Genomic DNA, 14,709 nt, shown 5'->3' with positions numbered 1-14,709 from the left:
CTATCAGCGGGCTTCAGGATAGGCATGTCAGAAATGGCTATGCGTTATCACTTCACCCGCAACAAGGAGAAGCGCCACCAACCAGCATGATTTTTCAGGAGCAGGGTTGTTACCGTCATCGCCATTATCCTCGGTTAGCGTTGTTCTTGAACTTGCGTACTAGTTAACTGGAACGATTGAGGGAAGTCAATAAGATTCCATACGATTTTTTCGGGGAGATGTCCTGCGGTGGGGGGCTGATGACGAGTTGGCTGACAGCGGACGGTATTGAATCAATCGATCTCTGAATCAAGCGTTCGGTGAATCAACCGATCTTTTTTCCTTTTTGACCAGGTTGATGGCATCATGCCGCCTGAAATTTTCTGAAACAGAGAGACACCTGACGTGCCAGATGAGTTGCCGGTATCAACGACGTTTCCCTTGTATGACTTGCATAGTCATACCACCGCGTCCGATGGTTTGCTGACGCCAACTGAACTGGTGCAGCGAGCGGTGAACATGCGCGTTAGCGTGCTGGCGATCACCGATCATGACACTACGGTGGCGTTAGATGAGGCGCATGGCGCTATTGCCCGGCAGGCGTTGCCGTTGCGGTTGGTTTCCGGCGTTGAGATTTCCACCGTATGGGAAAATCATGAGATCCATATCGTCGGGTTGGGACTGGATTGTCAACATCCGGCGCTAACCTTGTTACTGCAACAGCAAGCACAGTACCGTCGGCAACGGGCTGAGCAGATCGCGCAGCGGCTGGAAAAAGCGCTGATCCCCGATGCGCTGGCAGGCGCGTCGCGACTGGCTGAAGGCGGTATGATCACTCGCGGGCATTTTGCGCGCTACCTGGTGGAACTGGGGAAAGCGGATACGGTCGCTCAGGCATTTAAAAAATATCTGGGTAAAGGGAAAACCGGCTATGTGCCGCCGCAGTGGTGTACAATACAGCAAGCAGTGGACGCTATCCGCCAGTCAGGCGGGGTTGCGGTGCTGGCACATCCCGGTCGCTACGACCTGACCACCAAGTGGCTGAAACGGTTGATCGGGCATGTTGCTGATTGTGGCGCAGAGGCGATGGAAATCGCCCAGTGTCAACAGGCGCCAGACGAGCGTTCACAACTGGCGCGCTATGCGCGCGACTATCATTTGCTGGGGTCGCAAGGGTCGGATTTTCATCAACCCTGCGCCTGGGTAGAACTGGGACGAAAATTATGGTTGCCTTCCGGTGTGGAGCCGGTCTGGCAGCATCCGGCGTTGGCCGTCTGAGTTCCGGTTACCTATCATGACAGCATTCGTATAGCCTGCTGTGGCGATCTGCCCGGCAGGCTGTGCGTGTTCAGGAGGCAGAGGACGTAGTATGAGTCAGTTTTTCTATATTCATCCGCAGAACCCGCAACAGCGCCTGATTAACCAAACGGTGGAAATCCTGCGTAAAAGTGGAGTGATTGTCTATCCTACCGATTCGGGGTACGCGCTTGGGTGCCTGTTGGAAGATAAAGCCGCGATGGAGCGGATTTGTCGCATCCGCGATCTGGATCAGAATCATAACTTCACCCTGATGTGCCGCGATTTGTCGGAGTTGTCTTCTTACGCTTATGTGGATAATGCTGCATTCCGGTTGATTAAGAATAACACCCCCGGCAATTACACCTTTATTCTCAAGGCGACCAAAGAAGTGCCGCGTCGCCTGATGAATGATAAACGCAAAACCATCGGTATGCGTGTGCCGTCCAACCCGATTGCGCTGGCGTTGCTGGCGGCGCTGAATGAGCCGCTGATGTCAACTACGCTGATGTTGCCAGGCAACGATTTTGCCGAGTCCGATCCAGAAGAAATTCAGGAGCAACTGGGTAAACGGGTTGATTTGGTTATTCATGGCGGGTTTTTGGGCCAACAGCCCACCACCGTTATCGATTTGACGGAGTCCGTACCCGTGGTCGTGCGTGAAGGGACCGGCGATGTCGCGCCGTTTCTGTAACGCCGAAACGTCAGCAATGGCGCTGCTTAAGGTGTATTTATCCGTGCCAACATTTGGCATACAAACGTCTTGAATCAAGGTATAATCGCGGCATTATGCGTTAACTCGTTATTTTTCATGAGTTAACGCGATTCCTGGTCATCATGACATTCCCCCCGACGCCTGTGAAGGCGACACAGAGGTTGCTCAATGAGCGAAAAGCTACAGAAAGTACTGGCGCGTGCAGGACACGGTTCACGCCGCGAAATTGAAAGTATGATTGAAGCCGGTCGCATTAGTGTTGACGGCAAGATTGCTACGTTGGGGGACCGCGTCGAGGTTACCCGTGCGACCAAAATTCGTATTGATGGGCATGTGGTGTCGGTGCGTGAAACCGAAGAAGCTGTCTGCCGTGTATTGATGTATTACAAACCCGAAGGGGAACTTTGTACCCGCAGCGACCCGGAAGGGCGACCAACGGTGTTTGATCGTCTGCCGCGTATTCAGGGATACCGTTGGGTGGCAGTCGGGCGTCTTGATGTGAATACCTCCGGCTTGTTGCTGTTCACGACGGACGGTGAGCTGGCGAATCGCCTGATGCACCCCAGCCGTGAAGTGGAGCGTGAGTATGCCGTGCGTGTGTTCGGCGAGGTGGACGACGACAAAATTCGTCAACTGAGCAAAGGCGTACAGCTGGAAGATGGTCCCGCGGCCTTTCGTGCTATCCGCTATCAAGGGGGGGAAGGGCTGAATCAGTGGTATAACGTCACCCTGACCGAAGGCCGCAACCGTGAGGTTCGCCGTTTGTGGGAAGCCGTCGGCGTGCAGGTCAGCCGGCTGATTCGTGTGCGCTATGGCGACATTCAATTGCCGAAAGGGTTGCCGCGCGGTGGCTGGATGGAGATGAGCCTGGCCGACGTCAACTACCTGCGTGAACTGGTGCAATTGGCGCCGGAAACGGTCAGCAAGCTGCCGGTAGAGCGTGAGCGTCGTCGGGTGAAAGCTAACCAGATCCGTCGTGCGGTGAAACGACATGGCCAGGTCGGGGTTAATAATCGCCCGGCTGGCAGTCGTCGCAGTGCACCAAAGCGTAACGGCTGAATTGCCTGATAAACGTCTGCGCCTGTGGGCGCAGCGTTATCCTTTCGTTGCTATCGCTTACCCGTTACCAGTCGATACCTTGCTGAGCTTGAATACCCGCATCAAAGGCGTGCTTCACGGGTCTCATCTCCGTTACGGTATCCGCAAGCTCCAGCAAATCGCGGTGGCAACCGCGGCCAGTGATGATCACGCTCTGGTGCATTGGGCGCTGTCGCAGCGCGGTAATCACTTCGTCCAGCGGTAAATAATCGTAGCTGAGCATATAGGTCAACTCGTCAAGTACTACCAGGTCGAGCGAATCATCGGCCAGCATACGTAACCCATGCTGCCAAACGTGTCTGGCTGCGTCGGTGTCGGTCTGGCGATTTTGGGTATCCCAGGTAAAGCCGGTCGCCATCACTTGAAATTCCACCCCATGCTGTTGCAACAGATTTTTCTCGCCGTTCGGCCATTCGCCTTTGATAAACTGAATTACCCCCGCCTTCAGTCCGTGGCCTACAGCCCGGCTCACTGTGCCGAAGGCGGCAGTGGTTTTGCCTTTGCCATTGCCGGTAAACACCATCAGAATGCCGCGCACCTCAGTGGCGGCGGCAATACGGGCGTCTACTTTTTCTTTGAGTCGCTGCTGGCGTTGCTGATGACGATCATCGCTCATGCGTGGGTATCCTTTGTTCAATGCTTCGTTTAGTCACTCGACGGGACCAGGTTTGCGACCGGGTTGGGCATCAAAACTCATGCCGGTCTTGCGACGGCTGTCGTCTCCCATCAGGTACAGATAAAGCGGCATGATATCGGCTGGGGTTTTGAGCTTATTCGGGTCTTCATCAGGAAATGCGGCGGCGCGCATCGACGTACGGGTACCACCTGGGTTGATACAATTGACCCGCAAATTGTGGTTGCGGTATTCCTCAGCCAGCACCTGCATCATGCCTTCGGTGGCGAATTTGGATACCGAGTAAGCCCCCCAGTTTGCTCGTCCCTGACGGCCAACGCTAGAGCTGGTGAAAACCAGCGACGGACTGGCTGATTTCAGCAATAACGGTAACAGCGCCTGCGTTAACATAAACGTCGCGTTAACATTGACCTGCATAACCTGATGCCAGACGGTAGCCGATTGTTCTGCCATTGGCACGATGTCACCCAGCACGCTGGCATTGTGCAGTACGCCGTCCAGACGCGGCAGCACCTGACCGATCTGCCCGGCGATTTGTATGAAATCATGATGACTGGCAGTCAGCATGTCACAGGGAATCAGATAACTGTGGGTACCACATTCCTGAAGGATCTGTTGTTCTACGTCCTTCAGCTTGCGTTCGGTTCGCCCCAGCAACACCAGCCGAGCGCCATAGCGCGCGTAGGTCAGTGCAGCCTCGCGGCCAATGCCGTCACCGGCACCCGTGACCAGAATAATACGGTGTTGCAGCAGATCGTGTTTAGGTTGGTAATGCAAAACGGTGTCCTCTGGCTGTCATCATTCGGGAATGATGAGGTGTTTCCGAAAGAGCCATAATGGGAGTTTTATGCCTGAAACAATAGGTGTTTTCAATCAGAAGGACCGGCTTTCTCACAGCCGGTGCGGTAAAAAGCAGCGGAAAGTACAATTTCTCTATGAAGATCATCGCTATCGTGCCCGTCATACGTTAGGTTAGAAGATTAGCGCACCGCGCTGAAAGCCGTAATGGTTGTTGAAGAATCAACGTCATGTATCACATTGGTCAATGAAGGCGGTATTTGTGGAATTACTTTCTCAGTATGGTTTATTCCTGGCAAAAGTCGTCACCCTTGTCGTCGCTATCGGCGCATTGGTGGTGCTGACAGTCGGTATGACACAGCGTAAACGTCATCGAAAAGGTGAGCTGCAGGTCATTAATCTGGGGGAACAATACCGCGAAATGCGGCAGGAGATGCGGTCCGCTGCTATGAGCGATACCGAGCGCGGCCTGCTGGAAAAGCAACAGAAAAAAGAAGATAAGGAAACCGCCAAACAAGCGAAGAAACGCGCCAAACGCGGGGAGGAAAAATCTGCCCGCCCGTGTTTGTATGTGCTCGATTTCAACGGCAGCATGGATGCGGGGGAAGTAAGCTCGCTGCGTGAAGAGGTGTCTGCCGTGCTGGCGGTGGCCCGGCCAGAAGATGAAGTGTTACTGCGCCTGGAAAGCCCTGGCGGCGTGGTGCATGGCTACGGTCTGGCGGCGTCCCAGTTGCAGCGTTTCCGCCAACGTGGTATTCGCCTGACGGTGGCGGTGGATAAGGTAGCTGCCAGCGGCGGTTATATGATGGCCTGTGTGGCGGATCGCATCGTTGCGGCGCCGTTTGCCATCGTTGGATCAATTGGCGTGGTGGCACAAATTCCCAATTTTAACCGGTTGTTGAAAAGCAAAGATATTGATGTGGAACTGCATACTGCCGGCCAATATAAACGTACTCTGACGCTGTTCGGTGAAAATACCGATGAAGGGCGGGAGAAGTTCCGTCAGGAATTAAATGAAACGCACCTGCTGTTTAAACAGTTTGTCAGTGAGATGCGCCCGTCGCTGGATATTGAATTGGTTGCTACCGGTGAGCACTGGTTCGGCACGCAGGCCAGGGATATGGGTTTGGTGGATGCTATCGGCACCAGTGACGACCTGCTGATTGCAGAAATGGAAAACCACGAGGTGCTGGCGGTTCGCTACACTCGCCGCAAACGCCTGCTGGACCGACTGACCGGAAGCACCGGTGAGGCGCTGGAGCGTCTGATGTTGCGCTGGTGGCAACGGGGCAATCATCCTCAGCTGTAAATTTTTTTAACGTTCACTCTTGCCTGTCCGTGTCGCGGTTTGTTGAACAGTACCATCCGCGTATTGTCGTTGGCCGGACAGGTGGGTAAACCGGTCCCCCAGCGGTTTACTGACGACTTTCCATTTTCCCCATCTTCCCTGAGCGCTGCGTCTCTATCCATGCCTATCGCATTCTGCCAATTCATTACGCTTTCTAACTATTATTAATGGTTCGCTTTACGCAATCAATTGATTTTCTGTTGAAATTAACGGAGGTGAACTGGTTTTTTCACCAAAAACAAATAAAATGAGTATGATTGTTTATGTTTATTTACTAATTCTGATTTCGGTTTGCATCGGTAATCAGTTCTAAACCGACAATCTACGTGTCTGCAAAGCGCTGCCTATAGGTCGGGCTATCTTTGCTTCCCAAATGACAGACGTAAGGATATGCGATGAAAATTGATACTGGAGAATACAGCCTGTTGGTCAATCAGCGTTCGCAGGCAAATGATGCGACTCACCGTAAGGAAGAGATGTCGGCATTTGCTGCGTTACTGGCCGCGAATATTAGCGCGACGTCCCCGACTAGCCAATCCACCACAGTTCAGCCCGCTCAGACTGAGACTTATGATTTTACCCGCATGACGCCAACTACGCTGCATGAATCCGTCGGTCATCTGATTCGCAGCGGTCAACTGGATCTTGATCAAACAACACCGCTGCTTAGTATGATGGGTTCTACTCCATTGTCTTATGCTGGTGTAATGGGAACCTCTTCTCTGGCTTATTCACATTCAGAACAACCGATGAATGTGTTTAATAACTTGCAACAGAACATGGCCGTCGCGTTGTCGCGCAATGATTATCAAAGTGCGGATGGCCTACAGCGCACAATTGATGCGTTACGCCGCTTACAAGGGCAGAGTGTAATCTCTTAATCAGCGTGTAACGACCAATGATGGCGTGTAAGCAGGTGAATAAGCGTTCAGAGCAATTCCATCATTAAGCTTATTTTTGCCGCCATTTCTATCCATAGCCATGCAGACGGTAGGCTATGGATTTTTTATTTTTATAGTTTCTGATAATTGAGCTATGTATTTATATTATAACTTTGGCTGATAGCTCTTGGGGGAGTCAGTATAGTAGATAGGTGACAGGTATGTATTAGATAGAACAGCCCGACAGGGCTGTTCAGATGGCGTGTTATTTAATATAAGTTTGTGTGAATAGGGTATTTCTCGGCGCGTTGGTAGATGTGTCCTGGAATTTGAATTGACCGTTATCCGTTCCATCCAGGTTATAATAGTACATCCAACCAACAACAGTATATCCAGCTGGGCAAGGGAAAGTATATTGGTTCCCGACAAGACAAATGCTTTCCGTTTGATAATTGGCTTAACGTGGCAATAAGCCGCTATTCATCCAGGCAATGGGGTTATTGCCGTAACCAATTTCCTCCACCGCTACTCTTAGCAGAGCACCGCCGTGGTCACAAGTGGTTGATAGCTGACCAACAGTCGTCATGTATTTCCAGTCGCAGTTTGTTGAACCAACCGCATACACGGTGACTCTGGACAGCGCCGGAGCGGGTGCCCGTAAAGGACCCGATTTTGAGGCGTGTGATGTATCTCTGGCCACGGACAGCGGGCCGGTACTTTCCAGTGTATCAAATGCCGTCAGACCTAATTCAATAGGTGGGCCTGCCTCATCGGTATTATTAATGGTTTGCGAATAGCTGCCGTGACTAAAAACTGCTGCGACTGACAATAGCAAAGGCAATCCAAATTGCTTTTTCATAGCACGCTCCATAAATGGTTTTTTTAATTGATGTTGTTAAGGCATCGTTGGAAAGTATAAATAACGATACCTTATTTGAAAATAAATAACGTATTTTGTTATTAAATATTTCATGTTATTTTTATTATTATTATTTTTAAAATTATTTTTTTTAAAATGAAGTTTATTATATTTATAATTTAATTATTTCTCTGCTTCAAATATAACTATTCTGCTGGTTTTCAATAGAGTACGGCGAAAAGTCTTTCGGGGTTACGATATAACAATAAGGCACAGTAATATTATGGGTAAGTGGGTGTTTGGGTAACAGGGGCAAAAACGAATAGGGATAATAACTGAGAAAATCACGCAGTTATCACCGATGGGGGAACGGTAAAAATGCGGCATCCCGCACCGGGAGGTGGTCTCCCGGCAGATTGTGGGGGATTAATCGATTAACTGGTATTTTTCTGACAAGACATGCGCCAGGTGTTTGAACATGTTGAATACTGCGGTGGTTTTGTGCGTTGGCAAACCATCATTATCGAGAAAGTATTCGCCACGGAATACCAGCACGCCATTTTTCTGTTCCACCGCATTAGCCACCATGCCATGCAAGTAGTCGTCGTGCTGCTGAATCAGCGTATTGGCTTCCTGCAGCAGGGCTTCACGGCCAATCGGCGTTTTTTCTTCATTTATGTGTGTAAAACCAGACATGGAATTTCTCTCCTGCAAATACCCCTTGCTTTGATAGCGCTATTGTACCGCCGGAACATAAATTATCGCAAACCGACTGATTTTTAGTCGTGTGTCTGCCGATAAACACAAGATGGTTCATTGGCGAAAAGGCGTTTTACATGCTAATTAGGTTGCGTGGTGTTATTTATCAGGTAGAGTGTGGGATTTTGCACCGTCAGGCGGAATGATTGTGTTGCACTGGGACGGAGCCAGTGATCGACTGAAGCAGTGCAGTAAAAATAACCCTGGATGATCATAGGGTTGCGACGCTGCTAATGTGTGTGACGCGCCATCGCAGCGCTAACAAAACGATTTTCCCGCAACCATGATGGTTCAGGCTACGCCGGCTGGAAAGCCAGAGAGAATAACTGAGAAAGTTTTTTTTAAAGAATTCAGTGGGTAACAGTATATTATGGGTAAAGCTCTCGTTATCGTCGAGTCCCCGGCAAAAGCCAAAACGATTAATAAGTATCTTGGCAATGACTACGTGGTGAAATCCAGCGTGGGGCATGTACGTGACTTGCCGACCAGCGGTTCAGGCTCCACAACTAAGAAAGGCGTTGAGGCCAACGGCGAGAAAGCCAAAAAAGCAGTTAAGAAAGATGAAAAAACTGCGCTGGTTAACCGTATGGGGGTAGACCCGTATCACGGCTGGCAGGCCCATTACGAGATCCTGCCTGGCAAGGAAAAAGTGGTATCGGAACTGAAAACGCTGGCGCAGAACGCCGATCATGTCTATCTCGCAACCGACCTTGACCGCGAAGGGGAGGCCATTGCATGGCACCTGCGGGAAATTATCGGTGGCGATGACAAGCGTTTCAGTCGTGTGGTGTTCAATGAGATTACTAAAAATGCTATTCGTCAGGCGTTTGATAATCCAGGTGAACTGAATATCAACCGTGTCAATGCCCAGCAGGCGCGCCGTTTTATGGATCGTGTGGTGGGGTACATGGTGTCGCCGCTGCTGTGGAAAAAAATTGCCCGCGGTTTATCAGCCGGGCGAGTGCAGTCGGTGGCAGTGCGTCTGGTCGTGGAGCGTGAACGCGAAATCAAAGCGTTTGTACCGCAAGAGTATTGGGAATTACATGCAGACCTGCTGACGAGTACTGATATCGCGCTGCAAATGCAGGTTACGCATCACAATGGCAAACCGTTCCGGCCAGTAAATCAGGTACAGTCGCAGGCCGCGGTTGCGTTGCTGGAAAAAGCCAGCTATGTGGTGGCGGAACGCGAAGACAAACCCACCAGCAGCAAGCCGGGCGCTCCGTTTATTACGTCTACGTTGCAGCAAGCCGCCAGCACCCGCCTGGGCTTTGGGGTGAAAAAAACCATGATGATGGCGCAGCGCTTGTATGAAGCTGGCCATATCACCTATATGCGAACCGACTCCACCAACCTGAGCCAGGATGCGCTGGCGATGGCGCGTGATTATATCCAGGGTGAGTTCGGTAAGCGTTATCTGCCGGATGCGCCCAATCTCTACACCAGTAAGGAAAATTCACAGGAAGCGCACGAAGCTATTCGACCTTCTGACGTTAGTGTATTGGCCGAACAACTCAAAGACATGGAAGCTGATGCGCAAAAACTGTATCAACTGATTTGGCGGCAGTTTGTGGCTTGTCAGATGATGCCAGCCCAATACGACTCCACCACACTGGTAGTGAGTGCCGGTGATTATCAATTGCGCGCCAAGGGGAGAACCCTGCGTTTTGATGGCTGGACCAAAGTGATGCCTGCGCTGCGTAAGAGCGATGAAGATCGCACCTTGCCAGCGGTAGACGTGGGGCAATCTTTGTCGCTGGAAAAACTGTTGCCAAGCCAGCACTTTACCAAACCGCCAGCGCGTTACAGTGAAGCGTCGTTGGTTAAGGAGTTGGAAAAGCGTGGTATTGGCCGACCTTCGACGTATGCCGCTATTATCTCCACCATTCAAGATCGTGGTTATGTGCGGGTGGAGAATCGCCGTTTCTATGCGGAAAAAATGGGTGAAATCGTTACTGATCGGCTGGAAGAGAACTTCCGCGAGCTGATGAACTACGATTTCACTGCCCGTATGGAAAATAGCCTCGATTTGGTAGCGAATAGTCAGGCCGAATGGAAGGCCGTGCTGGATGAGTTCTTCGCCGAGTTCAGTAAACAGCTGGAAACTGCCGAGATGGAGCCTGATGAGGGTGGCATGAAGCCGAACCAGGTGGTGCTGACCAGCATTGATTGTCCAACCTGTGGCCGCAAAATGGGAATTCGTACTGCCAGTACTGGGGTATTCCTCGGTTGCTCCGGTTATGCGCTGCCGCCTAAGGAGCGTTGCAAAACCACCATCAACCTGATTCCGGAAGCCGAAGTGCTAAACGTGTTGGAGGGGGATGAGGCTGAAACTAATGCGTTGCGCGCTCGTCGTCGTTGTGCGAAGTGTGGTACCGCAATGGACAGCTACCTGATTGATAATCAGCGTAAACTTCATGTGTGTGGTAACAACCCGTCCTGCGATGGCTATGAGATTGAGCAAGGCGAATTCCGGCTTAAAGGTTATGACGGCCCGGTGGTGGAATGCGAGAAATGCGGTTCCGAAATGCACCTGAAAATGGGGCGTTTCGGTAAATATATGGCCTGTACCGGTGAGAATTGCAGCAATACCCGCAAAATTTTGCGTAATGGCGAAGTCGCGCCGCCGAAAGAAGATCCGGTGCCGCTGCCGGAGTTGTTGTGCGAAAAATCCGATGCTTATTTTGTGTTGCGTGATGGCGCGGCTGGTGTGTTCCTGGCTGCGAATACGTTCCCGAAATCGCGGGAAACGCGTGCGCCACTGGTGGAAGAGCTGGTGCGTTTTCGTGACCGTCTGCCGGAAAAATTGCGTTATCTGGCCGATGCGCCGGTAACAGATCCGGAAGGCAACAAAACGCTGGTGCGGTTTAGCCGAAAGACCAAACAGCAGTATGTTGCTTCTGAAAAAGAAGGCAAGGCGACGGGATGGTCGGTGTTCTATGTCGATGGGAAATGGGGTGAAAGTGCCCGTTAATTAAGGCAATAATTGACTAAAGCCGTATTTTTTTCCATCGATAGCGGTTACATTACGTTAAGCCAGCCTGCACAGGCTGGCTTTTTTGATCCATCAACCATGAATATCATCCGCAGGCAGCCGATAATAAAAAGGAAATAAAAACCCATTTTCCAGTGCCAGTACTGTCTAACCAATACAGAAAATGGTTATATAAAATAAATTTTTATGATTAAGTGGCATTTGCCTGGCGAGAATCTACACCGTTGCATTGAGCTGTCACCACCTTGTCAACGCAGATAACGTCAATAGCCCAGATGCCGCCGCGAATGACATATTACGGAATGGGATAACTTATGAAACTGCAACAGCTTCGTTATATCGTTGAAGTTGTTAATCACAATCTGAACGTTTCTTCCACTGCCGAAGGGTTGTACACCTCACAGCCGGGGATCAGTAAACAGGTTCGGATGCTTGAAGATGAACTGGGTATTCAAATTTTTGCTCGCAGCGGAAAACATTTGACTCAGGTGACGCCTGCAGGGCAGGAAATCATTCGTATCGCTCGTGAGGTACTGTCCAAGGTGGATGCCATCAAGGCGGTTGCCGGTGAACATACTTATCCTGATAAAGGTTCGTTGTATGTCGCAACCACCCATACCCAGGCGCGCTACGCGTTGCCTGAGGTGATCAAGGGATTTATCGAGCGTTATCCGCGAGTGTCGCTGCACATGCATCAGGGTTCGCCCATGCAAATTGCTGAGGCGGTAGCGAAAGGGTCGGCGGATTTCGCTATCGCTACCGAAGCGCTACATTTGTATGAAGACCTGATCATGCTGCCGTGTTATCACTGGAACCGTGCTGTGGTGGTGAAACCCGATCATCCCTTGGCGGGGAAAACCGAAATCAGTATCGAGGAACTGGCTGCGTACCCCATAGTCACGTATACCTTCGGTTTTACTGGCCGCTCTGAGCTGGATACAGCTTTCAATCGCGCTGGGCTGACACCGCGCATTGTGTTCACCGCGACGGATGCTGATGTGATTAAAACCTATGTCCGACTAGGGTTGGGTGTTGGCGTTATTGCCAACATGGCGGTAACGCCGACCAGCGATCCTGATCTGGTCGCTATCAATGCCGATAATCTGTTCAGCTATAGCACCACTAAAATCGGTTTTCGTCGTAGCACGTTTTTGCGTAGTTACATGTACGACTTTATTCATCGTTTTGCGCCGCACCTGACACGCGACGTGGTAGATAAGGCCATTTCCTTGCGTTCGAATGAAGAAATTGAAGCCATGTTTAAAGACATCACATTACCGGTGAAATAAGGCACTGGCTTTCACATCACCACATAACGCAACAAGGGCAGGTGAGAACCTGCCCTTGTGATCATGAAATCAGATAAATAAAAGGATAATCAGTTAGATATCCACCTTTTCTTTATATTCGCATAAATCTTCTATCAGGCACGCGCCACAGCGTGGTTTACGAGCAACGCAGGTATAACGACCATGAAGAATCAGCCAGTGGTGGCAGTCAACCTTGAATTCCGCCGGAACATATTTGAGTAGTTTTTCTTCTACCTGTTCGACCGTTTTGCCCGGTGCAAAGTTGGTACGATTGCAAACGCGAAAGATATGAGTATCTACTGCGATAGTGGGCCAGCCAAACGCGGTGTTCAGTACCACATTAGCCGTTTTGCGGCCCACGCCAGGCAGTGCTTCCAGCGCAGCGCGATCTTCCGGTATCTGGCCCTGATGCTTCTCCAGCAGAATGCGGCAGGTTTTGATGATGTTCTCCGCCTTGCTATTGAACAACCCGATGGTTTTGATATACGACTTTACGCCGTCAACGCCTAAATCCAACATTGCCTGCGGCGTATTCGCTACCTGATAGAGCTTTTCCGTTGCTTTGTTGACGCTGACGTCGGTCGCCTGTGCGGACAGCAGCACCGAAATGAGCAATTCAAACGGGGTGTTGAATTTCAGCTCGGTGGTCGGATGCGGGTTGCTATCCCGCAGGCGGCTAAGAATGGCAATCCGTTTCTCTTTGTTCATGTTATTCCGCTAGCGTATGCGAACCAAAGGGAGCGGGACGCACCGTACGGGCGCGCCGCTGTTTACGTCTCTCGTCAATAACGTATTTGCTGGCCAGCATCAACCCCAGCCCGATAAACGCGCCGGGCGGCAGAATCATCAACAGGAATGGCGAGTCCATATGTACGACTTCGACCCGCAGCACTCGCGCCCAACTGCCCAGCAGCAGGTCTGCGCCGTCAAACAGGGTGCCGTTGCCAAGGATTTCCCGCATTGCGCCCAGTACAAACAGTGCGCTGGTTGCGCCCAGTCCCATAAAAAGCCCATCCAGTGCCGACAGTATGACGGTATTTTTTGATGCAAACGCTTCTGCGCGCCCAATGACGATGCAGTTGGTGACGATCAGCGGGATGAAAATCCCCAGCGACTGATACAACCCATACGCGTAAGCATTAATTAGCATTTGCACGATGGTGACCACGGAGGCGATAAGCATGACGTAAATCGGAATGCGAATCTCGCCCGGTACCCAGCGGCGCAATGCGGAAACGGCAATATTGGTGCATGTCAGCACCAGCGTAGTAGCCAATCCTAGCCCGATGGCGTTGGTGGCGGTAGATGAGACGGCCAGCAGCGGGCACAGCCCCAACAATTGCACCAGTGCAGAGTTGTTTTTCCACAATCCCTGCAGGGCCAGTTCTTTAGTCTGGTTCATGGTTTGTCTCCACATGGCGTCAGGCTGGACAATCGCGGCGGCAAGGTTTGTAAAAACAGTGCGCTGCGTTTCACGGCATTCACCACGGCTCGCGGGGTGATGGTGGCACCGGTAAATTGGTCAAACTGGCCGCCGTCTTTTTTTACTGCCCAGCGCTTATCCTGCGGGTCGGTGATTGCCTGACCGGTAAAACGGGTTATCCAGTCGGAAACGCGAATGTCTATCTTGTCGCCGAGACCCGGTGTTTCATGATGTTCGGTGACGCGTGTGCCCAGCACGGTACCATGAAAGTCTGCGCCAATCAGCAGATGAATCGCGCCGGAATAGCCGTCAGGCGCGATACTTTCCAACGCGGCGGCCACTGGTATGCCATCACGACGGGCGATATACACGCGATGAGGCGAGGTGGAGCCCAGCGCTGGGTTGGTCACCAGATAACATTCGCTGAGCAGATCATTGTTATAACGATCAGCAGGAAGCACCTGGTCCAGCAGTGCGCGCTGTTGCATGATGACCTGCTGTGAAATGGTTTTTTCGGTCAGATAATTGACCAGCGCCGTTAGCCCGGTGGTGAACGCAGCGAACAAGGCCAGCGTAGTGGCGTGGCGACGCATAGTGGTCAGCAGCATAATCCG

The 14,709-nt window shown here is 51.4% G+C and carries 13 protein-coding genes, 1 pseudogene and 1 other annotated feature (1 of these 15 cut by a window edge); of the genes and pseudogenes, 7 read left to right on the top strand and 7 right to left on the bottom strand.

Annotation, left to right across the window (positions count from 1 at the left end):
* Positions 1–86, bottom strand: a sequence feature (Trp leader region) (it extends 13 nt beyond the left edge of the window).
* Between the two features lie 298 nt (positions 87–384).
* The 3 genes from rnm to rluB all read left to right on the top strand — a co-directional run bounded on the left by rnm (position 385) and on the right by rluB (position 3,049).
* On the top strand, positions 385–1,257 hold the full coding sequence (gene rnm, locus Dpoa569_RS09765) for an RNase RNM (protein WP_042870483.1): 873 nt from the start codon (positions 385–387) through the stop codon (positions 1,255–1,257).
* Positions 1,258–1,348: 91 nt separating this feature from the next.
* Positions 1,349–1,969 (top strand): L-threonylcarbamoyladenylate synthase, encoded by a 621-nt coding sequence (locus Dpoa569_RS09760; protein ID WP_042870485.1) that lies wholly within the window; start codon positions 1,349–1,351, stop codon positions 1,967–1,969.
* Between the two features lie 189 nt (positions 1,970–2,158).
* Positions 2,159–3,049, top strand: a complete 891-nt coding sequence (rluB, locus tag Dpoa569_RS09755) for a 23S rRNA pseudouridine(2605) synthase RluB (protein ID WP_042870487.1) — start codon at positions 2,159–2,161, stop codon at positions 3,047–3,049.
* A gap of 64 nt (positions 3,050–3,113) precedes the next feature.
* Here rluB and cobO read toward each other — a convergent pair whose 3' ends face one another.
* Together cobO and Dpoa569_RS09745 are read right to left on the bottom strand one after the other, a co-directional pair.
* Positions 3,114–3,704 carry a cob(I)yrinic acid a,c-diamide adenosyltransferase gene (gene cobO, locus Dpoa569_RS09750; RefSeq protein ID WP_042870488.1) on the bottom strand — a complete coding sequence of 197 codons (591 nt, stop codon included), beginning with the start codon at positions 3,702–3,704 and terminating at the stop codon, positions 3,114–3,116.
* A gap of 33 nt (positions 3,705–3,737) precedes the next feature.
* Positions 3,738–4,499 carry a YciK family oxidoreductase gene (locus Dpoa569_RS09745; protein ID WP_146411286.1) on the bottom strand — a complete coding sequence of 254 codons (762 nt, stop codon included), beginning with the start codon at positions 4,497–4,499 and terminating at the stop codon, positions 3,738–3,740.
* 283 nt (positions 4,500–4,782) lie between these two features.
* Between Dpoa569_RS09745 and sohB the strand changes: the two genes are divergently transcribed.
* Together sohB and Dpoa569_RS09735 are read left to right on the top strand one after the other, a co-directional pair.
* The gene (gene sohB / locus Dpoa569_RS09740) at positions 4,783–5,829 is read left to right on the top strand and encodes a protease SohB (RefSeq protein WP_042873903.1); all 1,047 of its coding nucleotides are present in this window, start codon (positions 4,783–4,785) and stop codon (positions 5,827–5,829) included.
* A 434-nt stretch (positions 5,830–6,263) separates the two neighbouring features.
* Complete coding sequence (locus Dpoa569_RS09735) at positions 6,264–6,749, top strand: hypothetical protein (protein ID WP_042870493.1); 486 nt, start codon at positions 6,264–6,266, stop codon at positions 6,747–6,749.
* 265 nt (positions 6,750–7,014) lie between these two features.
* Here the strand turns inward: Dpoa569_RS09735 and Dpoa569_RS09730 are convergent.
* Together Dpoa569_RS09730 and Dpoa569_RS09725 are read right to left on the bottom strand one after the other, a co-directional pair.
* Positions 7,015–7,608 (bottom strand): annotated as a pseudogene (locus Dpoa569_RS09730) (YolA family protein).
* Between the two features lie 426 nt (positions 7,609–8,034).
* Positions 8,035–8,304, bottom strand: coding sequence for a YciN family protein (locus tag Dpoa569_RS09725; RefSeq protein WP_042870497.1), 270 nt, complete (start codon positions 8,302–8,304; stop codon positions 8,035–8,037).
* A gap of 433 nt (positions 8,305–8,737) precedes the next feature.
* On the opposite strand from Dpoa569_RS09725, the gene topA reads away from it, so the two are divergent.
* Together topA and cysB are read left to right on the top strand one after the other, a co-directional pair.
* Positions 8,738–11,341: a type I DNA topoisomerase gene (topA, locus tag Dpoa569_RS09720; protein ID WP_042870498.1), complete on the top strand. Its 2,604-nt coding sequence runs from the start codon at positions 8,738–8,740 to the stop codon at positions 11,339–11,341.
* A 335-nt stretch (positions 11,342–11,676) separates the two neighbouring features.
* Positions 11,677–12,651, top strand: coding sequence for an HTH-type transcriptional regulator CysB (gene cysB, locus Dpoa569_RS09715; protein WP_042870500.1), 975 nt, complete (start codon positions 11,677–11,679; stop codon positions 12,649–12,651).
* A 93-nt stretch (positions 12,652–12,744) separates the two neighbouring features.
* Here cysB and nth read toward each other — a convergent pair whose 3' ends face one another.
* From nth to rsxG, 3 genes are read right to left on the bottom strand one after another with little or no spacing between them, the layout of a single operon-like run.
* Positions 12,745–13,380 carry an endonuclease III gene (gene nth / locus Dpoa569_RS09710; protein WP_042870501.1) on the bottom strand — a complete coding sequence of 212 codons (636 nt, stop codon included), beginning with the start codon at positions 13,378–13,380 and terminating at the stop codon, positions 12,745–12,747.
* Between the two features lies 1 nt (position 13,381).
* Positions 13,382–14,074 (bottom strand): electron transport complex subunit E, encoded by a 693-nt coding sequence (locus Dpoa569_RS09705; RefSeq protein WP_146411283.1) that lies wholly within the window; start codon positions 14,072–14,074, stop codon positions 13,382–13,384.
* Positions 14,071–14,700: an electron transport complex subunit RsxG gene (gene rsxG, locus Dpoa569_RS09700; protein WP_042873904.1), complete on the bottom strand. Its 630-nt coding sequence runs from the start codon at positions 14,698–14,700 to the stop codon at positions 14,071–14,073. Before rsxG ends, Dpoa569_RS09705 begins: the two co-directional genes overlap by 4 nt.
* Between the last annotated feature and the right edge of the window lie 9 nt (positions 14,701–14,709).

It is taken from the genome of Dickeya poaceiphila (assembly GCF_007858975.2).
Taxonomy (GTDB): Bacteria; Pseudomonadota; Gammaproteobacteria; order Enterobacterales; family Enterobacteriaceae; genus Dickeya; species Dickeya poaceiphila.
The sequence above is the reverse complement of the archived record's forward strand: the minus strand, read 5'-3'. Positions and strand labels throughout refer to the sequence as shown.

Excerpts from the sequence above, each read along its gene's own strand:
- cobO (WP_042870488.1), bottom strand. The coding sequence starts at position 3,704 with ATGAGCGATGATCGTCATCAGCAACGCCAGCAGCGACTCAAAGAAAAA.
- Dpoa569_RS09705 (WP_146411283.1), bottom strand. The coding sequence starts at position 14,074 with ATGAACCAGACTAAAGAACTGGCCCTGCAGGGATTGTGGAAAAACAAC.
- Dpoa569_RS09735 (WP_042870493.1), top strand. The coding sequence starts at position 6,264 with ATGAAAATTGATACTGGAGAATACAGCCTGTTGGTCAATCAGCGTTCG.
- Dpoa569_RS09760 (WP_042870485.1), top strand. The coding sequence starts at position 1,349 with ATGAGTCAGTTTTTCTATATTCATCCGCAGAACCCGCAACAGCGCCTG.
- nth (WP_042870501.1), bottom strand. The coding sequence starts at position 13,380 with ATGAACAAAGAGAAACGGATTGCCATTCTTAGCCGCCTGCGGGATAGC.
- cysB (WP_042870500.1), top strand. The coding sequence starts at position 11,677 with ATGAAACTGCAACAGCTTCGTTATATCGTTGAAGTTGTTAATCACAAT.
- rluB (WP_042870487.1), top strand. The coding sequence starts at position 2,159 with ATGAGCGAAAAGCTACAGAAAGTACTGGCGCGTGCAGGACACGGTTCA.
- topA (WP_042870498.1), top strand. The coding sequence starts at position 8,738 with ATGGGTAAAGCTCTCGTTATCGTCGAGTCCCCGGCAAAAGCCAAAACG.
- Dpoa569_RS09725 (WP_042870497.1), bottom strand. The coding sequence starts at position 8,304 with ATGTCTGGTTTTACACACATAAATGAAGAAAAAACGCCGATTGGCCGT.